Annotated in this window: 19 protein-coding genes and 2 pseudogenes; 15 read left to right on the top strand and 6 right to left on the bottom strand. The window is 41.5% G+C overall.

Going from position 1 to position 19,674, the window contains the following annotated elements; genetic code table 11:
- Positions 1–62: 62 nt before the first annotated feature.
- Positions 63–188 (top strand): RAxF-45 family protein, encoded by a 126-nt coding sequence (locus tag A374_RS21340; RefSeq protein ID WP_274517070.1) that lies wholly within the window; start codon positions 63–65, stop codon positions 186–188.
- 131 nt (positions 189–319) lie between these two features.
- Positions 320–2,158 (top strand): ribosomal protection-like ABC-F family protein, encoded by a 1,839-nt coding sequence (abc-f, locus tag A374_RS19060; protein WP_007203889.1) that lies wholly within the window; start codon positions 320–322, stop codon positions 2,156–2,158.
- Between the two features lie 44 nt (positions 2,159–2,202).
- Here the strand turns inward: abc-f and A374_RS19065 are convergent, their stop codons facing one another.
- The 3 genes from A374_RS19065 to A374_RS19075 all read right to left on the bottom strand — a co-directional run bounded on the left by A374_RS19065 (position 2,203) and on the right by A374_RS19075 (position 5,560).
- Entirely contained in the window at positions 2,203–2,886 is a 684-nt protein-coding gene (locus tag A374_RS19065) for a queuosine precursor transporter (RefSeq protein WP_007203890.1), read from the bottom strand.
- 161 nt (positions 2,887–3,047) lie between these two features.
- On the bottom strand, positions 3,048–4,178 hold the full coding sequence (ald, locus tag A374_RS19070) for an alanine dehydrogenase (protein WP_007203891.1): 1,131 nt from the start codon (positions 4,176–4,178) through the stop codon (positions 3,048–3,050).
- Between the two features lie 134 nt (positions 4,179–4,312).
- On the bottom strand, positions 4,313–5,560 hold the full coding sequence (locus tag A374_RS19075) for a PucR family transcriptional regulator (RefSeq protein ID WP_007203892.1): 1,248 nt from the start codon (positions 5,558–5,560) through the stop codon (positions 4,313–4,315).
- Between the two features lie 90 nt (positions 5,561–5,650).
- Here A374_RS19075 and A374_RS19080 point away from each other — a divergent pair, with 90 nt between their 5' ends.
- From A374_RS19080 to A374_RS19110, 8 genes and pseudogenes are all read left to right on the top strand, one after another.
- Complete coding sequence (locus A374_RS19080) at positions 5,651–7,357, top strand: M3 family oligoendopeptidase (RefSeq protein ID WP_007203893.1); 1,707 nt, start codon at positions 5,651–5,653, stop codon at positions 7,355–7,357.
- A 186-nt stretch (positions 7,358–7,543) separates the two neighbouring features.
- Positions 7,544–8,086, top strand: coding sequence for a DUF420 domain-containing protein (locus A374_RS19085; RefSeq protein ID WP_007203894.1), 543 nt, complete (start codon positions 7,544–7,546; stop codon positions 8,084–8,086).
- Between the two features lie 13 nt (positions 8,087–8,099).
- Positions 8,100–8,321 (top strand): hypothetical protein, encoded by a 222-nt coding sequence (locus A374_RS19090; RefSeq protein ID WP_007203895.1) that lies wholly within the window; start codon positions 8,100–8,102, stop codon positions 8,319–8,321.
- A gap of 480 nt (positions 8,322–8,801) precedes the next feature.
- Positions 8,802–8,945: pseudogene (locus A374_RS21210) on the top strand (TIGR01741 family protein); the annotation flags it as partial.
- A gap of 11 nt (positions 8,946–8,956) precedes the next feature.
- Positions 8,957–9,451 (top strand): immunity protein YezG family protein, encoded by a 495-nt coding sequence (locus A374_RS19095; protein ID WP_007203896.1) that lies wholly within the window; start codon positions 8,957–8,959, stop codon positions 9,449–9,451.
- An 11-nt stretch (positions 9,452–9,462) separates the two neighbouring features.
- Entirely contained in the window at positions 9,463–9,957 is a 495-nt protein-coding gene (locus A374_RS19100; RefSeq protein WP_007203897.1) for an immunity protein YezG family protein, read from the top strand.
- An 11-nt stretch (positions 9,958–9,968) separates the two neighbouring features.
- Positions 9,969–10,463, top strand: a complete 495-nt coding sequence (locus A374_RS19105) for an immunity protein YezG family protein (RefSeq protein WP_007203898.1) — start codon at positions 9,969–9,971, stop codon at positions 10,461–10,463.
- Between the two features lie 125 nt (positions 10,464–10,588).
- Positions 10,589–11,569 carry an aldo/keto reductase gene (locus A374_RS19110; RefSeq protein WP_007203899.1) on the top strand — a complete coding sequence of 327 codons (981 nt, stop codon included), beginning with the start codon at positions 10,589–10,591 and terminating at the stop codon, positions 11,567–11,569.
- Positions 11,570–11,618: 49 nt separating this feature from the next.
- Here A374_RS19110 and A374_RS19115 read toward each other — a convergent pair whose 3' ends face one another.
- The gene (locus A374_RS19115; protein WP_007203900.1) at positions 11,619–12,233 is read right to left on the bottom strand and encodes an NAD(P)-dependent oxidoreductase; all 615 of its coding nucleotides are present in this window, start codon (positions 12,231–12,233) and stop codon (positions 11,619–11,621) included.
- Between the two features lie 141 nt (positions 12,234–12,374).
- On the opposite strand from A374_RS19115, the pseudogene A374_RS19120 reads away from it, so the two are divergent.
- Both A374_RS19120 and A374_RS19125 read left to right on the top strand, forming a co-directional pair.
- A pseudogene (locus tag A374_RS19120) lies at positions 12,375–13,259 on the top strand (NAD(P)-dependent oxidoreductase); the annotation flags it as partial.
- Between the two features lie 18 nt (positions 13,260–13,277).
- Positions 13,278–13,652: an SLAP domain-containing protein gene (locus A374_RS19125; protein ID WP_007203902.1), complete on the top strand. Its 375-nt coding sequence runs from the start codon at positions 13,278–13,280 to the stop codon at positions 13,650–13,652.
- Between the two features lie 44 nt (positions 13,653–13,696).
- Here the strand turns inward: A374_RS19125 and A374_RS19130 are convergent, their stop codons facing one another.
- On the bottom strand, positions 13,697–14,194 hold the full coding sequence (locus A374_RS19130; protein ID WP_007203903.1) for a YajQ family cyclic di-GMP-binding protein: 498 nt from the start codon (positions 14,192–14,194) through the stop codon (positions 13,697–13,699).
- A gap of 153 nt (positions 14,195–14,347) precedes the next feature.
- Between A374_RS19130 and A374_RS19135 the strand changes: the two genes are divergently transcribed.
- Entirely contained in the window at positions 14,348–15,139 is a 792-nt protein-coding gene (locus tag A374_RS19135) for an alpha/beta fold hydrolase (RefSeq protein ID WP_007203904.1), read from the top strand.
- A 119-nt stretch (positions 15,140–15,258) separates the two neighbouring features.
- Here A374_RS19135 and A374_RS19140 read toward each other — a convergent pair whose 3' ends face one another.
- Entirely contained in the window at positions 15,259–15,615 is a 357-nt protein-coding gene (locus A374_RS19140; RefSeq protein WP_007203905.1) for a YflT domain-containing protein, read from the bottom strand.
- A 247-nt stretch (positions 15,616–15,862) separates the two neighbouring features.
- Between A374_RS19140 and A374_RS20795 the strand changes: the two genes are divergently transcribed.
- Positions 15,863–16,006, top strand: a complete 144-nt coding sequence (locus A374_RS20795) for a lmo0937 family membrane protein (protein ID WP_007203906.1) — start codon at positions 15,863–15,865, stop codon at positions 16,004–16,006.
- A gap of 140 nt (positions 16,007–16,146) precedes the next feature.
- The gene (locus tag A374_RS19145; RefSeq protein WP_007203907.1) at positions 16,147–19,656 is read left to right on the top strand and encodes a bifunctional 2',3'-cyclic-nucleotide 2'-phosphodiesterase/3'-nucleotidase; all 3,510 of its coding nucleotides are present in this window, start codon (positions 16,147–16,149) and stop codon (positions 19,654–19,656) included.
- Positions 19,657–19,674: the final 18 nt, after the last annotated feature.

Raw genomic sequence — 19,674 nt, forward strand, 5'->3', positions numbered from 1 at the left:
TGCATCCAAACTTTTACTTTTGCTATACTAAACTTACTATGATCATAAAGGAGGTGGATAAGATGAATTACGTTGCCAATCGTGTGTCATTTATAGAATATATTTATATTTGCCGTGCGATTTTTCATGCTACAGCTAAAGACGGGAGAAGTCTGCCCATTTTTAACTGTATAGCGGCACAAGCGTAATGAATCTTACCCATCACTACGGAAGAAAAAGGTATCGTTAGTATATACTTTTTTCAAAAGAAAGGCGGAGCCGCGCGCGTTTTAGTGCAGCTCCGTCTTTTTCTTTTTCCAATTAAAAGGAGACGTATCATATGATCATCTGTCAATGTCATGAAGTAGCGAAATTATTTGGGGGCAACCTCATTTTTGAACATATATCATTAGAAATTCACGAGGGCGACCGTATTGGAATTGTGGGGCGCAACGGCAGCGGGAAAACGACGTTGTTTCAACTGTTAGCAGGTGTCGAACAGCCCGACCAAGGCGCAGTTCACTTGAAAAAAGGAGCATCTGTTGGCTATTTAGCGCAAATTCCTCACTACCCATCTGGAACGACCGTACGAACGGTACTTGAAACGGCCTTTTCAGCAACGAAGGCGCTAGAACAGCGCATGAAAGAGATTGAGAAACAAATGGCTGCACAAGACGGCAAGCTAGCGCTATTGCTTGAAGAATACGGGCAGTTGCAAGATCGCTTTTCCTTTCTTGGCGGCTATGAAATGGAATCGAAGCTTGCTAGTATTAGCAACGGCATAGGCATCACCACGCTATTAGATCAAAACTTTACTTCTTTAAGTGGCGGTGAGCAAACGAAGGTGTGTTTAGCGCATATGCTTTTGCTGAATCCAGCGCTATTATTGCTAGATGAACCTACCAATCATTTAGATATTGAAGCTGTTGAATGGTTGGAAGCTTTTCTAAAGGAATATAAAGGAACCGTTGTTATCATTTCGCATGATCGCTTTTTTCTCGATGCGATTGTTACAAAAATTGTTGATTTAGAAGATGGCGAGCTTCATGTGTATCATGGCAATTATTCTGTTTTTGTGAAAGAAAAGCAGGAGCGACTGTTAAGGGAATTTCAAGAGTATGAAGAGCAACAGAAGAAAATAAAAAAGATGAAAGAACGAATTAAACAGCTGCGAGAGTGGGCGAACCAAGGGGATAACCCGAAGCTGCATCGTAAGGCACAAAATATGGAACGGGCGCTTGAACGAATGGTAAAGCTGAAACGTCCTATTCTTGAACGCAAAGCGATGAATTTACACTTTCAAGAAGGTGAGCGAAGCGGAAAAGATGTTGTGCTCATGGAAAACGTTTCGAAAGCGTTTGATGAACAGCTGTTATTTCAAGAGCTAACGATGCATGTACAGTATCAAGAGCGCGTTGCCATCGTTGGTCGGAATGGATCAGGAAAATCGACGTTGCTGCAATTGCTGTTAGGAAATGAACAGCCTGATACAGGAAGTGTGAGGTTAGGTGCGGGCGTAAAGCTTGGCTATTTATCGCAGCATTTGCCAGGAAATGCAAAGGCAAGTGTGATTGATACGTTTCGCGATCACGTTTCGGTTACAGAAGGAGAAGCACGTCATATCTTGGCTCGCTTTTTATTTTATGGCTATGATGTTTTTAAGCGAAGCGATCAGTTGAGTGGGGGCGAGCGGATGCGCCTGCGGTTAGCGCAACTCATGTATCAAGATGTGAATGTATTGCTATTAGATGAGCCGACGAATCACCTTGATATTGAGTCGCGTGAGGTGTTGGAGGAGGCGCTTGAGGATTTTACAGGTACGATCATCGCTGTTTCGCACGATCGTTATTTTTTAAATAAACTTTTTCCGATTACGTATTGGATTGAACGACAACAGCTCTATTCTTTCGTGGGCGCGTACGATTGGGCGCGTCAAAAATTAAGAGAGATGCCCCCGCCTATTGAGGAAAAAGTAGCAAAGCGCCAACCACAGCGCCCCGCTGCACCGAAATCTTCTACGACCGACGCCATTGAAGCGGAGTTAGTAGCCATTGAGGAAGCCTTGCTTGCATTGCATGAAAAAATGGCGACCCAAGAAGAGTGGCCTGAACTGATGAAGCTGCAGGCAGAAGTCGATCGCTATGAACAACGACAAGCACAGCTGTATGAGCAATTATAAAGAAAGAAGCCTCCTTTTACGAAAGGGGGCTTCTCTGTCTTACATTACGCTTCCTCTTTAACCTTCATCGCACGTGCAATATAGATAAATGGTGTGGAAGCAGCTGATATGATGAATTTTAAAATATACGTTGTAAGGAAAATTTCCATCCACACGCTCCAGGAATAGACACCAGCAAACGCAATCGTACAAAATACAAGTGAATCAATAAGCTGACTGAATAACGTACTGCCATTATTGCGGATCCAGAGCTGATTGTAGCCAGAAAACGCTTTTTTTAAGAACGAGTATAAGCGGACATCAATAAATTGACTAATTAAATATGCCGCTAAGCTTCCCGCTGCTAGTCGTGGTAAAAAGCCGAATAAAAGTTCGAGTGGCTTTTGCGCAATGTCACTACCGGCTGGTTCAAAGGCTAGTACCATTTGCATGATGATCGTCATCATAGCGAGCGTGAAAAAGCCAAACCAGACTGCTTTTTTTGCGTCTTTTTGACCGTACTTTTCATTTAATAAATCGGTGGCAAGATAAATGGTGGAATACATCGTATTACCAAGTGTCATCACGAGTCCAAACATTTCAATCGTTTTAACGACTTGAAGGTTAGCAAGAACAGTTGCTGCGCCAACCCATACGAATAAGCCCATTTTACCGAATAAGCGATAACACAATAAAAATAATAAAAAGTTTACAAGCACAAAAAGGATGCCAAAGTAAACATTGAACATAGTTAGTCCTCCTAGTTTTGGTAGTGCGGGAGTTTGCGAACCGCATGTGACCTTTTTTTCACAAAGCTTTATTATAGGAGAAGCTGACGGTAAAAGCAACTGATTGTAAAAAATATGAAAAAAGGGAAAGAAGCCGGTAGGGCTCCTTTCCCTTTCTCTATTTAGATGGACTGTAATGTTCCGAGCGCATTTTCTGGTGTTACGTAGTCATAGCCAAGATCTTTGGCAACTGCTTCATAGGTTACGTGACCACCTGCTACATTTAGGCCGAGTCGTAATGCTGGGTTACCAAGAACCGCTTCTTTTACGCCTTTTCCAGCGATTTGAAGCGCGTATGGAACAGTTACGTTTGTAAGTGCAATCGTAGATGTACGTGGCACTGCTCCAGGCATATTCGCTACAGCGTAGTGAACAACACCGTGCTTTTCATACGTTGGGTTATCATGTGTTGTAATGTGATCGACTGTTTCAAAAATACCACCTTGGTCGATGGCTACGTCAACAATGACAGAGCCTTTAGACATCGTTTTAATCATGTCTTCAGATACAAGCTTAGGTGCTTTTGCTCCTGGAATCAGTACAGCACCGATCACAAGATCAGATTCTGCTACTGCTTCTGCAATATTCATTGGACTCGACATTAGCGTTTGGATGCTTGTTCCGAAAATGTCTTCTAATTGACGAAGGCGATCTGGATTAAGGTCAATGATCGTAACGTCTGCGCCTAGACCCGCTGCCACTTTCGCTGCATTTGTTCCAACAACACCGCCACCGATGACAGTCACTTTCCCACGTTTCACTCCTGGTACGCCGCCAAGCAGAATACCTTTACCGCCTTTTGGTTTTTCAAGGAATTGTGCGCCGATTTGTGCAGACATGCGACCTGCTACTTCACTCATTGGTGTTAGCAATGGAAGCGTGCGGTTATGTTCTACTGTTTCGTATGCAATGGCGGTTACACCGTTTTCTGTAAGTGCTTTTGCCAATTCTGGCTCAGCCGCTAGGTGAAGGTATGTGAATAAAATTAAGTTTGGACGGAAGAAGCCATATTCAGAAGCAAGTGGCTCTTTCACTTTCATGATCATGTCGGACTTTGCCCATACATCCGCTGCTTGCTCGATGAGTTCAGCACCTGCTGCTTGGTAATCTGCATTGGGAAAGCCACTGCCTTCTCCAGCATTTGTTTCTACAAGCACTTTATGTCCTGCTTTTATGAAAGCAACAACACCAGCTGGCGTTAATGCTACGCGATTTTCATTGTTTTTAATTTCTTTTGGTACACCAATAATCATAAGAAGAACCTCCTGATCGCCTTGTATGTGATAAAAATGAAGGCGTTTTCATTTCTGTCTTTTCAGTATAAGCGTTTTGTACAAAGAATGCTTTGTGAGAATCATAAAAAAAGAGAACGACCATTTGTGAAATTTCACAAATGGTCGTCAAAAAAAAGTTGTTCAATCGTTAAATCTAAATACAGCATCATTTTTTGATTCGTGTTCGTAAAGTCAATACTTGCAATTTCACTCATACGCTTTAACCGATACGTAAGCGTATTGAGATGAATGTGAAGCTGTTCGGCCGCTTTATTGCTATTGCCGCTTACGCCTAAGTACACACGCAGCGTTTCCATTAGATTCGTGTGATGTTCACGGTCATACTGCCGCAGCTTTTCGAGCGATCGATTGCGATAGGAACTTTTGCGCTGTTGTTCATAAATGCCGTCCAAAAATTGATAAATCCCAAGTTGCTCATAGCCATTTAGATCGTCCGTTAGTGTTCCACCAAAGCGTTGTTTGATGTGCAGGACACGCTGCGCTTCTAAATAGCTTTGGTTTGTTTGGGAATAGTGTTCATAAATACCGCCGTAGCCTGCGACAATTTGCTCGACGCCAAACCGCTCCTGCATTTGCTGTAAGAACGATGTTATGAAGTCTTGTAATAAATCACGAAGCACTTCTTTTTTAGCAGGTGCAGCAAGAAGAATCATGTCTTGCTCGTCAATAGCCATGAGTTGAAAGCGAATGCTTTGGCTGACAGATAATATATAGCTTACATTTTTTTCAATGGCAGGTGTAATGTCTTCTGGGAAGCGTAAAAGTAGAACAGCGATTGGTACGGTTGGTAACAAGCCGAGCTCACGAAGCTCATTGGTGATCACTAGATCGGACGAGGAATCGTTCGTTAAGAGCTTCCAAAAAAACTCTTGGCGACTTTCTTGCTTGCGTTTGGAACCTGTTTGCAGCTGTAACAGTTGATTTTTAGCAGCTGCAGCCCCTTTTTTTAATAGCTCTAAATCATGCTCAGAAAGGTGACGATCGACTTCAAGTACCCAAATGTAGCCAAGAATTTCTGTTTTCTTTCGAATGGAGACGGCGACGCGGTTGCCAAGCCCTACTTTTGAAATAGATGACACGCGCACGGGTTCATCACTTTTTTGGAGAGCTGGAATCGCACCGTCTTTCCAGAGACTATTGATGACTTTTTCGGGAACGCGGCGACCGATAATCGTCGCAATGCGAGCAGGGTCGGTACTGTCTTCGTGTGTACTATAGGCGAGCAGCCGGTGATTGGCGTCTTCGATCGTTACCGGACAATGCAGCACTTCAGAAATCGCATCGGCTAAATTTTCTAAGCTGCCAAATGTGCCTTTAAACGGATCTTCAATAGATTTCATGTTCATACTCCTCGAAATGGTTTCGTTATGTCTATAATAGAACAGAACGGTCTGTTGTTCATAGTGTTTTAATCGAAAGGGGAGAGCAGTATGAAATTTTCACAGTATACATACGAGCGTCCACAAATGGAGGAGCTTACAAAAAATTTTCATCAAGAGCTACAGCTCTTTACAGAAGCTGCAACGTTTCAAGCGCAAGATGAGGCGATGTCGCGCTTAATGACGCTGCGTAATCATTTTGAAACGATGGAATCACTGGCGCACGTTCGTTATACGACGAATACGAATGATGTCTTTTATCGCGAGGAAAAAGCTTTTTTTGATGACGTAACGCCCTCGTATCAAGGATTAATTAGTGAGTTCTTTCAAGCGCTCACGAGTTCTACGTTTAGAAATGAGCTTGAGAACAAGTGGAATCCGCATTTATTTGCATTAGCGCAAGCTGAGCTACAAACGTATTCTCCTGCGGTTGAAGAAAAGTTAAAAGAAGAAAATAAGCGAGTAAGTGCTTATGTGAAGCTTCTTGCTTCAGCGCAAATTGACTTTCAGGGTGAAAAGCGGACGTTATCTCAACTGATTCCCTTTACGCAATCGCCTGATCGCGAAGTTCGACGCGCTGCGGTGGTTGCACGCTTTCAATTTTTTGAAGAAAACAAAGATACGTTTGATGAAATGTACGATGCGCTTGTTACATTACGAACAGCAATCGCAAAAGAGCTTGGCTTTAACAGCTATACAGAGCTTGCCTATCAACGGCTGCATCGTACCGATTATACGAAAGAAGATGTGAAAGCATTCCGCCAACAAGTGAAGGAGCATCTTGTTCCTTTTTGTAATGAAATGCGTGAAAAGCAGCGGCAACGCATTGGCGTCGAATCATTGCGTTTTCACGATGATACGTTTTCGTTTCCAGATGGCAATCCGAAGCCACAAGGTGATGCAGATTGGATCGTAAAACAAGCGGGTGAGATTTTTAAAGAGATGTCACCGGAAACGGATACGTTCTATCAGTTTATGGAACAAAGTGAACTGCTTGATTTAGTGTCTAAAGAAGGAAAAGCACCAGGCGGCTATTGTACGTATATGACGGATTTCGGAGCGCCTTTTATTTTCGCTAATTTCAACGGATCACAAGGTGATGTAAAAGTATTACTTCATGAGGCCGGGCATGCCTTTCAAGCGTATAGCTCGCGCCACTTCCAAGTGCCTGAGTATTTAAGTCCTACGCTTGAAGCGTGTGAAATTCATTCCATGAGCATGGAGTTTTTAGCGTATCCTTGGCTTGAACAATTGTTCGGTGAAGAAACAGCGCGTTATAAGTATGACCACTTAATGAATGCTGTGAAGTTTATTCCCTACGGTGTAGCAGTTGATGAGTTTCAGCATTGGGTGTATGAGTATCCAGAAGCGACACCAGCAGAACGAAAAGAGGCATGGCGTAACATTGAGCGTGAGTACTTACCGCATCGCAATTATGATGGCATTTCGTTTTTAGAAGAAGGAGGCTTTTGGCAAAATCAGCCGCACATTTATAAGCGTCCTTTCTATTATATTGATTACACGTTGGCACAAATTTGTGCGCTACAATTTTGGCAACGTTCGCGTCACTCTTTTGACGAAGCGTGGCAAGCCTACTATCAATTATGCTGTGAAGGCGGCTCAAAGCCTTTTACGGAGTTGTTAAAGGTGGCAGGCTTACAATCGCCATTTAAGCCAGGCTGTGTGGAAACCGTGCTAGATGAAGTACGTAAATGGGAAGCAGCATTTGATGAGTCGTCTTTACAAATGAAGTCGTAATACAGAAAGGTTCAAAGCGGTGTATGCTGCTTTGGGCTTTTTTGTTTGTGAGGTGTGCGCTCCAAAAGTTTGTAGTTTTTTTGACAGATGAGCTGATTTACGGAAATGACAAGTGAGTAAGCTTTTTGTTTATGGTCTACAATGGTAAAATAAGAATCGAAAAGAAGGGATAAAGGAGACCAAAAAATGAGTGAACCTGTAAAACAGCGCAACTATACCCCGCTCGTTATCATTCTATCCATTGCTATTAATGTGATTGTTGCCGTGTTGTTTTTTATGCCGAAGTACAATGGCGATGTGTCGTTTAATATTTATATTCTGCCACGATTTAATGCCATCTTTAACAGCTTTACGTTTGTATTTTTGCTAGCTGCACTATTCTTTATTTTACGAAAAAACATAAAAATGCACCGTCGCTTTATTTTTGCCGCATTTACTACGACGTTTTTATTTTTACTGTTTTACGTAACGTATCATTTCTTAGCGCCAACTACGCACTATGGCGGAGGCTCACCGTGGCGAGGCATTTACTTCTTCATTCTCGTGACGCACGTATTCTTAGCGGCTTTAATCGTACCGCTTGCGCTTATTACTGTCACACGCGGCTTAAATATGAAAGTTGAAAAGCATAAGAAAATTGCACGATGGACTATGCCACTATGGCTATACGTTAGCTTAACAGGTGTGATCGTTTACTTAATGATCTCCCCTTACTATCCAGGGCAATAAAGGAGAGAGACCATTGAAAGAACAGAAAGTGATTCAATTTATTAAAGGCAAAACAGACTATAACGAAGCAACCATTGAACGCGTGTTAAAGGAAGAAGCGCGTTACTTACAAAACGCCAAAGCCGATGTGGATATGGATGATCTCATCGATTACATCGTCAAACAAACCAAAATGACAGAACTCGAAGTAGATCAAATTCTCGAAAAAGAATTATTATACTACGAAACACGCTAAACAAACCTGAGTGAATTCCCGAGAGTAGTGGGGAAGTTCACTCGGGTTTTTATTTTGGGGAAATTCCTTATTTTAGTAAAAACGTCTCGTATCCATAGTCCTGAAAGCAACGTGCGAGAGAGGCATAGTGAGATTAATATGGTACTTGGATTTCTTAGTATAAAGGTGTTTTTAGGTCTGTAAGAAGAATAAAGTGGGTTTCCATCATGCTCTCTATGTAGAGGAAGAAAGAGGACTTTTCGCTCGTTGACGGGCTATTAGTTTGATTGGATAATATAACCATAAAAAAGCTTAATAACAAAAAATAGATGGTTGTTTTAGGTAATTATGTATAGGTTGTTTTCCATAAAACTAGGTGTACTAGGATCTACACGAAGTTTTGATAGACTCGTTAACAAGAAAGAGTTGCTGATGTCTTTCTCTGAAGAGCGAACAATGAGGGAAGATAGAAGCGGAACGTTCTAATTATACTATGATTATACAAATTGGGATTCAACTGACTATGGTCCATTGACAAGGTTAATGCTTTGGGAGTATAGATACCTACGAGCTGTTCCCAAGGATGAGCGTAATCACAGAGTAATAGAACGCTATATACAAGAATATCCTCACAACCCGATATAACGGAGGTCCTTATGAGCTTTGAACAAGAAATGAATGCGATGTATCAAGTGATAGCAGAAAAGGTCCATGAAATAATACCAGTAGAATGGGAACGGTTTTATTTTTATGGCAATATTACAGATGATGGTGGAGCCAATTATTTTTTCTTCAATACAGTAGAAAATCCCAATAATTATATTTATAGTGTGGATCTACTTACAAAAAATATGGTTCCCTTAAATGAGTATAATGATAATGACATGCAGCTATACTTCCTATCTAAAAAGTTAAAAGATGTATTTAAGAAACATAAACAAGAATTATGGTACTCCTTCACAATGAGTGTAGAAAGAAGCGGGAAGTTCAAATTGCACTATGATTATACAAATTGGGACGTAACAGAATATGATCCCTCAGCAAGGTTAATGCTTTGGGAGTATAAATACTTAGAAGTTGTCCCCACGGATGAGGATGACAAAGAAGTATTGGATCAGTATATACAAGAATATCCTCACAATCCGATATAACGGAGGTTCTTATGAGCTTTGAACAAGAAATGAATGCGATGTATCAAGTGATAGCAGAAAAGGTCCATGAAATAATACCAGTAGAATGGGGACGTTTTTATTTTTATGGCAATATTACAGATGATGGTGGAGCTAATTATTTTTATTTCAACAGAGTAGAAAACCCCAATACTTTTATTTATAGTGTGGATCTCCGTACGAAAAATCTGATTCCTTTAAAAAAGTATAATGATAATTACATGGAGCTATACTTCCTATCTAAAAAGTTAAAAGATGTATTTAAGAAACATAAACAAGAATTATGGTACTCCTTCACAATGAGTGTAGAAAGAAGCGGAACGTTCAAATTGCACTATGATTATACAAATTGGAACGCAACTGACTATGGTCCCTCGGCAAGGTTAATGCTTTGGGAGTATAAATACTTAGAAGTTGTCCCCACGGATGAGGATGACAAAGAAGTATTAGATCAGTATTTACAAGAATATCCTCACAATCCGATATAACGGAGGTTCTTATGAGCTTTGAACAAGAAATGAATACGATGTATCAAGAGATTGCTGAAAAGGTCCATGAGATTATACCAGTAGAATGGGAACGTTTTTATTTTTATGACAATATTACAGATGATGGTGCAGATATCTATTTTTTTTTCAACACGATAGAAAATCCCGATATTTACATTTATAGTGTGGATTTACGTACAAAAAAAATGGTTCCCTTAAATAAGTATAAAGTTAATTACATAGAGCTATACTTTCTTTCTGAAAAATTAAGAGACATATTTAAAAAACATAAACAAGAATTATGGTACTCCTTCACAATGATTGTAGAAAGAAGCGGGAAGTTCAAATTGCACTATGATTATACAAACTGGGACGCAACTGACTATGATCCCTCGGCAAGGTTAATGCTTTGGGAGTATAAATACCTAGGAGCTGCCCCAACGGATGAGGATGACAAGGAAATAGTAGAACAGTATTTAAAAGAATATCCTCACAACCCGATTTGAGAGTAACGTTCACTTCAACGTTACTTTTTTTATTTTTTAAGAGCGTGCTGCTTTGGCGGGGAGTCACTCAATAGTATACTTATGGAAAGTAAAGAAGGTTGCTAATGAGAGGGAGGAGAATGTGTATGACGGCTATTCCAAACCGGAAGCTCGGGCAGTCGGAGCTTGAGATTTCGGCGTTAGGGCTTGGTACGTGGCAATTTAGTCAGGGAAGTGGGCTTGTTGGTAAGTGGTGGTCGGTGCTTGATCACGCTGCTATTGAGGAGATTGTAAAAATTAGTTTAGAAGGTGGTATTAATTGGTTTGATACGGCTGAGGCCTATGGCGGTGGAAAATCAGAAGAGGCGCTTGCTGAAGCATTGAATGCGTTAGGAGAGGAAGCAAATGAGGCACTCATTGCGACGAAATGGTGGCCTTTAATGCGAACAGCTGGGTCGCTTACGAAGACGATTGATGAGCGTCTTACGGCATTGCGCGGTCGTGCGATTGACTTGTATCAAGTGCATCAGCCGTACTCTTTATCTAGTGAAACGGCTGAGATGAAGAAGATGGCAACGCTTATTCGTGAGAAGAAAATTCGATATGCTGGCGTGAGTAACTTTTCTGCGAAAAAGATGTGGCGTGCCCATCGTGAGCTAGAAAAGGAAGGATTTCCACTCGTGTCTAATCAGGTGAAATATAGTTTGCTTGATCGCAGAATTGAGCATAACGGCATTTTAAATACAGCGAAAGAGCTTGGTATAACAATCATTGCGTATTCGCCGCTTGAGCAAGGTATTTTAACAGGAAAGTTTCATAAAGATGAGCAGTTAATCAAAAATGTGTCACCGCTTCGAAAAATGACGTCTTCTTTTAAAGCGTCCAGTCTTAAACGAACGTTGCCGCTGATTGATTTACTCGATCGTTTAGCCTTAGAGTATGAGGCATCGCCAAGTCAAATTGCGTTGAACTGGCTTGTGACGTTTCATAATGAGACAGTGGTGGCAATTCCGGGGGCATCGAAACATTCTCATGCGCAAGAGAATATCGGTACGCTGTCGTTTCAATTGAGTCAAAAGCATTTACAAGAAATTGATCAGGTTTCTCGTGAAGTAGCATTGAAATAAAGAGCAAGAAGACCTCAAAGCATTGAGGTCTTCTTGCTCTTTGACAAGCTTAGTAAGCGATGCCAACACGCGTTTTATAATAGTCTTCAGAAAAAAGTTGTCGATACGTAAAGTAGGCCGTATCGCCGGTGGAAATTTCCCGTCCATCTTCGGGTAAGTAGTCTTTTTCTACGCGATAGTGCTTTGTCATTTCACCGTCTGGTAAATACGTGGGGCAGACGATGGTCCAATCGAGGTCAGATGCTGCGAGCAGCTCATAGACACGGCGGTGTTCTTCTGCCGCTCGTGTGAGGCGTCGCCGCGATTCGCTAGATTCATAGCGAAGCTTGCCTTCTTCTAATCGGCTATTTAAGATGCCTGCTGTACCGATCGTTATGAGGCGTGAGATGCCTTGTTTTTTCATGGCTGTAATGATTTTCGGTAGTGCTTCGGTTAGTACGGTACCGCCATCTGTACCGAGGGCGCTAATAACAGCCTGACTTGTTGCGACCGTTTCCATAACAGCGTTGGCATTCGTGGCGTCACCGATGATGACTGTTGCGTCGTTACTGCTGAGTGAGGCACTGTTACGAACGAGTGCGTTTACGAAATGGCCCTCTTGTCGGGCGAGCTTTAAAATAATGCGCCCGGTGCGTCCGGTTGCGCCAAATAATGCGATTTTCATAGAATCGACTCCTTTACTTACTGCGCTTCTAGTACTATTTCAACGTGAAATTCGATTTATTTCAAGTAAAAGCGTGCACTTCCAGTAATATGGATGGATTATCATACTTAGAATCACTATAATGAAAGCAAACAACCAAGGAGGATTTGGCACATGGAAAAGCAAACAATTGGCTTTATCGGCACAGGTGTGATGGGAAAAAGTATGGCAGGTCATCTGTTAAAACAGGGACATGCTGTTCATATTTATACGCGAACGAAAGAAAAAGCAGCAGATCTTCTTCAACAAGGAGCGGTGTGGGAACAAACACCGGGTGATGTAGCGGCAGCAAGTGATGTAGTCATTACAATGGTCGGCTATCCATCGGATGTGAAGGAAGTATACCTCGGAGAAGAGGGTATTCTTGCTCGCGCGAAAGCAGGCGCTTACGTCATTGATATGACAACATCAAGCCCAGCGCTTGCAGAACAAATTTATGCAGCAGCTAAAGAACGCGGTTTGTTTGCACTAGATGCGCCTGTTTCCGGTGGTGATGTTGGTGCGCGTGAAGCACGCTTATCGATTATGGTGGGTGGCGATCAAGCGGCGTTTGATGCGATGATGCCGATTTTTGAAGCAATGGGTCAAAATATCGTTCATCAAGGAAAAGCGGGTGCGGGTCAGCATACGAAAATGTGTAATCAAATTGCGATTGCCTCTGGTATGATTGGCGTTTGCGAAGCGGTACTTTATGCGGAAAAAGCTGGACTTGATCCAACAACCGTACTAAAAAGTATTGAATCAGGAGCAGCGGGAAGTTGGTCGCTTTCAAATCTAGCACCGCGTATTATTGCGGGTAACTTTGAACCTGGATTTTATGTAAAACACTTCATTAAAGATATGACAATAGCGCTTGATTCCGCAAAAGAAATGGGTCTCTTAACGCCAGGCTTAGCGCTCACGAAAAGTTTATACGAAGAATTAGCGCAAATGGGTGAAGAGAATAGTGGCACACATGCGCTTTATAAACGATTGAAGCGTGATTAAAGAAAAGAGGGACGCTAATTGCAACGGTTAATGTTTGAACAAAAATGGGATCAAACGATTAGTGAGCAAGATCGAGCTCTTATAACGAACCTTTTTGAACAAAGTAAGCATGAGGAAGGTGCACCTGTAAAGTTTACGTTTGTGCGCAGTGCGCTGAATCATAAGGGAGACCTGCTCGTTATGTGCCTTCTTCATCATTTTGGTGGAGAAACACTTACGTTTTCTGAACAAGAACTGACTTATTATGAAAAAGGAAGCGCCGTCGCGCAATCTGTCTTTACCATTACGCATACAGCGCTTCCTCCGCATACGAGTATGCCGTGGACGTTTATTTTTCCAAAACAGACAGTCATGAAACAACCAACACTTGCTCACGGCGAGTTACGGCTGTAATGAAAAGAGAGCCCGCAACCAATCGGATGCGGGCTCTCTTTTTTTTAGCGATAGTTAATAAACTGGACATCAACGGAAAGCTTTGCTTCGCGAACCGCGGTAATAATTTGCTGAAGATCATCACGGCTTTTTCCCGTCACGCGTACTTGATCATCTTGTACTTGGCTTTTCACTTTAATGCCAGAGTTCTTAATGAGCGTGTTAATGATTTTCGCGTTGTCTTTATCGATGCCTTGACGCAGCTTAGCGCGTTGACGAACGGTGCCACCAGAAGCATTTTCCACTTTTCCGTAATCAATATTTTTGATCGGTACTTCGCGTTTAATGAGTTTAGAAAGCAGGACGTCTTTCAATTGCTCAAGCTTGTACTCATCATCGGATAAAAGAACGAGCTCCTCGCTCCCTTTATCAAGCGTGATGTCGCTTTTACTTCCTTTAAAGTCGTAGCGGTTTTTCACTTCTTTCATTGCAATTTGAATTGCATTGTCTACTTCGGATAATTCAATTTTTGAAACGATGTCAAATGAGCTTTCTTTTGCCATTCGCTTGTCCTCCTTTAATGTTCAATCACTCTATTATACTACGATTGTATCAATGTTTTCAGTTTTGACAAAATTGTGTAAAATATGATCGTTATCGGTGATAAAAGTCGTGCTACAATACAACTAGTAGATCTTCTAAAAGGAGAGGAAAATGTGCTTCACTATAAAACGTACGTTAAAGGGGAAGGGCATGAATGGGTTGTTTTCGTTCATGGTGCAGGCGGTAGCTCCTCAATTTGGTTTAAACAATTACGCGAATTTAGACAGCACTTTAATATTGTCCTCGTCGATTTACGAGGTCATGGACGTTCGCAAAAGAACATCCCTTTGCTTAAAAATTATTCGTTTCAGGCGTTAAGTCGTGATGTATTGCACGTGTTAGATCATTTAAGCATTGCACGCGCACATTTTATTGGCATTTCGCTCGGTACGATTTTAATTCAAACCATTGCAGAAATGGAACCTGATCGGGTTGCCTCTATGACTCTTGGTGGCGCCGTTATGAAGCTGAATTTTCGCTCGCGATTTCTGATTGCGCTCGGCAATATCGGCAAAGCGCTGCTGCCTTTTATGTGGCTCTATCGCCTGTTTGCTTGGGTAATTATGCCGAAGAAACGACATGAAGAGTCGCGCTCCTTATTTATTAGAGAAGCGAAGAAACTATGTCAAAAAGAATTTATTCGTTGGTTTGGGTTAACGCTTAAAGTGAATCCTTTTTTAAAGCAATTACGGAACAAGGAGTTACCCATTCCAACGCTCTATATTATGGGCGAGGAAGATTATATGTTTTTACCGCCGATTCAAGCATTTATCGGTAAGAAAAAATTTTCGTCACTGCTTGTGTTTGCGGATTGTGGTCACGTATGTAACGTCGATCAGCCAGAGAAATTTAATGTGGCGGCCATTGATTTCATTCAATCAAGGGCGATGACACCTGCCATTTAGAAAAAACAATAAAGAAAGCAAGCGTTTGGACACAGCCTAGTGGTTGTCCATTCGCTTGCTTTCGTTTTTATTCTATCGTCACGTACGTGTGATTTTTCTCCACGGTCTTCTTTTTCTACTTATACCCACGTTCCAAGATTGTGATCGCCTTTAACGAATAGGAGTACTTTACCTTGATCTAGCTTCTGCTCGTATTCATCTGCTTCAAATGCGCTTAGACCAATCTCCTCCATTTTGCTACGAAGCTCATCACCGCGTTTTTGGAAGACGTTCTTAAGCGCTGTTCCGACTCCTTGTTCGGAAACACCGATTGTGTTGGCGTTGCTTGCGTCTGCAATGTCTTTCGTGTCGCTTTTTTCATGAGCAAGTACATAGATGTCATCTTCATGAATACCACGCGTTTCTAACTCTTGAACAGCTACCACCACTTCTTGCTTTGTTGCAAATTCACGAACTAACGGTTTTACAGTTGCCATGTCGAATTCCTCCTTTAAGTATAAGTTACAGTTGTATATGTTCACGTTCTTAGCATAAGTTAAACATCAAAAAAATAAGTTGATAGTAATCACCCGACAGAATGCCGTTATGGCGGTGATTGTCCTACCTATATTTTTTTAGAAGAATGTGCGCTTCAGTAGGATGAGAAAATTTTTGTTTGGAAAAATGATTTTGGGGAAACATAACGATAACAATCAATGGAATGTAAAGAAAGGAAGATGAAAGATGCTATGGACCATCATCGGAATACTTGTTGTACTATGGCTGCTAGGCTTTATTTTTAAAATTGCTGGCGGCGTCATTCATATCTTATTAATTGCAGCAGTTGTTGTTTTTGTCTTCAAACTCATCGCTAATCGATCATCTTGAAAAAAGGGGCTCCTCAACACGAGGTTGCCCCTTTCTTTTGTTATCATAAAAAAAATTTTTATAAAAAAACGCTTTCATTTTCAATTTGAAACTATATAATTAGAATGCAGTACATATTTGGCAGTCATAGGGGGATTCATATGGGGAGAAAGTCCTTAGGTAAAACAAGTCGGATCATGACAGCTTCCGCTTTAACACTTTCATTGTTTGCATCATCACTTGGTAACTCACCTGCAGATGCAGCTGCAAAAAAAGTACATAAGCCAAGCAAAAAAGAAACCGTTCAACTTCGTCTTTTAGGAACAACGGATCTTCATGCGAACATCGCAAACTATGATTATTATAAAGACAGCGAAACAGAAGAGTTTGGTTTGGCAAAAACAGCTACACTCATCAAACAAGCAAGAAAAGAAGCGAAGAATACACTATTGTTTGATAGCGGTGATCTTATTCAAGGAACGCCTCTTGGTGACTATAAAGCCAAGATTGACAAGCTCAAAAAGGGCGAACTTCATCCTGTGTTCAAAGCGATGAAGCTTCTTAATTACGATGCAGCGACGGTTGGTAATCATGAATTTAACTACGGCTTGCCGTTTTTAAAGCAAGTGTTAGATGCTTCTCCGTTTCCTTATGTGAACGCTAACATTTATAAAGACGATCATGATCGCAATCCATACAATGATAAAAATTTACTAAAGCCTTACCAAATTTTAAAGCGTACTTTTGTGGATACAAATGGCAAAAAGCAAACAGTAAAAGTCGGTGTTATTGGCGCTGTTGCTCCGCAAATCACGCTGTGGGATAAAGCGAACCTAGATGGAAAAGTAAAAACGAAGGACATCGTTGCCTCCGTTAAAGATAATATGTATCGTATGAAACGTGACGGTGCAGACGTTGTTGTTGTGCTTGCTCACTCGGGTATGGGTGATGCGAAATATGAAGAGCTTGAAGAAGATACCGCGTACCAGCTTACGAAAATTAAAGGCGTGGACGCAGTATTATCTGGTCACAATCATAAGCTGTTCCCAGGAGACTTCTCCAACCTACCACATGTAGATGAGAAGAACGGAACAGTGAATGGCAAGCCGTTAATCATGGCCGGTAACTGGGGTAATAACCTTGGGGTTATTGACATGAACTTAGTAAAATCAAATGGCAAATGGTCTGTCGAAAAGGCAAAATCTCAACTTCGTGCTGTTTATGACAAAGTTCAAAAGAAAAGCCTTGTGAAAACAGATCAATCCATTGTCAAAGCCATTGAAAAAGAGCATAAAGGCACGATTGAGTATGTTCGCAAGCCGGTTGGAACAACAACAGCGCCTATTAATAGCTATTTCTCCCTTGTACAAGATGATCCATCTGTACAGATTGTAACGAATGCTCAAAAATGGTACGTAGAGAAGAAGCTAAAAGGGACGAAAGACGAAGGTCTTCCAGTTCTATCAGCAGGTGCTCCGTTTAAAGCTGGGGGCCGTAACGGTGCTTCCTACTATACGAACATTGCAAAAGGAACAATAGCTATTAAGAACGTGTCTGATTTGTACTTGTACCCGAATACCGTTGCTACGGTAAAGGTTAAAGGAAAAGACGTGAAAGAATGGCTTGAGATGTCTGCCGGACAATTCCAACAAATTGACGGTGACAAAAAAGAAGAGCAAGCGCTCATTAATAGTAATTATCCGACCTACAATTTCGATGTAATCGATGGTGTGACGTATGATATTGATGTGTCGCAACCAGCGAAGTATGACCGTGATGGGAAAGTAGTCAATGAAAATGCGCACCGCATTCGCAATTTAAAATATGACGGTAAGCCGCTTGATCACAATCAAGAATTTATCGTCGCAACGAATAACTATCGTGCGAGTGGATCATTCCCAGGTGTAAAAAACAACTCAGAAGTAAAGCTTTATCCTGATGAGAATCGTCAAGTGTTGATCGATTATATTACACAACAAAAAACCATCGATCCGACCGCAGATCACAATTGGAAGTTCGCAGAGATTCCTGGAGAACCGAACCTGACATTTGAATCTTCACCTGATGCGCAAGCTGTCGTTGATCCAAATGGGCCAATTAAATATGTAGGTAAAGCAGCAGAAGGCTTTGCGAAATATTCCTACAAAATGAAAGAACTGAAAAGTGTAGACGTTCGTTTCTTAGGCGTTAACGATTTTCATGGTCAACTTGATACGTATAATCAGAAGCTAAATGCAGGTGGAGCAGAATATTTAGCTTCCTACCTAAAAGAACGAAAAGCGGAAAACCCTGATAATACATTAATGGTTCATGCCGGAGATATTGTTGGAGCAAGTTCACCAATGTCTGCTTTACTGCAAGATGAACCAACTATTCGTTTCTTTAACAACCTGGGCTTTGATGCAGGGACGCTTGGTAACCATGAATTTGATGAAGGTGTAACGGAACTTCAACGTCTGTTAAAAGGTGGACCACACCCGAAAACCGTTGAGAAATATGGCCCATTTGAAGGAGCTAATTTCCCATATGTGGCAGCCAACGTTATTAGCAAGAAAACGGGTCAACCATTAGTTGCGCCATACGTTATTAAAGAAGTTCAGGGACAAAAGATTGGGATTATCGGTATTTCCCTTTCTGATACACCAAGCGTCGTTATTCCTAGCGGCGTAGAAGGTGTTGAGTTTACAGACGAAACAGAAGCAATCAATAAGTATACGAAAGAACTACAAGGCAAAGGCATTCATGCCATTGCCGTCATTGCTCACGTGCCAGCAGCCTCAATGGCCGATGGTGCTAATCCAACAGGCGAGATGGTTAACATCGCAAACGACATTGACGATGATGTAGATGTCATTTTTGCCGGACATAACCATGGTTTCATTAATGCAACAGTTGATCATAAATTGATTGTTGAAGCTTATTCTTATGGAACTTCTTTCTCTGATGTGAAGGTGCAAATTGATCCGAAAACACATGATATCGTAAAAAAATCAGCAGAAATCGTTCAAGTGGATCGTACAAAAGTGAAGCCAGACGAAGCAACAAAAGCATTTGTTGATCGCTATACAGCAGATGTTGCACCAAAGCTAAATCAAGTAATTGGTAAGACACCCGCTTACATTAATAAAGAGTCAAATGAAGATGGCGAGTCGCCAATGGGGAACCTCATTGCTGACAGCATGCGTTTTAAAACGAAAACAGACTTCTCCTTTATGAATCCAGGTGGCATCCGAGCAGATATTGATGCGGGAGATATTACGTGGAAAGAAGCCTTTACGGTTCAACCATTCGGTAACGATCTAGTAACGATGGAACTTACAGGTGCACAAGTAAAAAGCTTATTAAATGAGCAATGGAGCGATCCAACACGTGCGAAGATCCTACAAGTATCTGGACTAAAAGTTGCGTATGATGATTCTCGCAAAGCAAATGAGAAAGTAACAAGCGTAACGCTACCAAATGGAACGCCTCTTGATGATAGCAAATCCTACACAGTAACCGTGAATAACTTCATGGCAGGTGGCGGCGATGGCTATACAACATTACGCGGCGGCAAGAACAAGAAAATCGATGTTGTCGATCTAGATGCCCTTATTGATTACATTAAGGACAAAGGAACCATCGATCCGAAAATTGAAGGTCGAATTACGAAACAAAATAAGAAATCCTAATGAAAAGCGTCCGACAAT

Origin of the sequence: Fictibacillus macauensis ZFHKF-1, assembly GCF_000269865.1 — a bacterium.
GTDB classification, from domain to species: domain Bacteria; phylum Bacillota; class Bacilli; order Bacillales; family Fictibacillaceae; genus Fictibacillus_C; species Fictibacillus_C macauensis.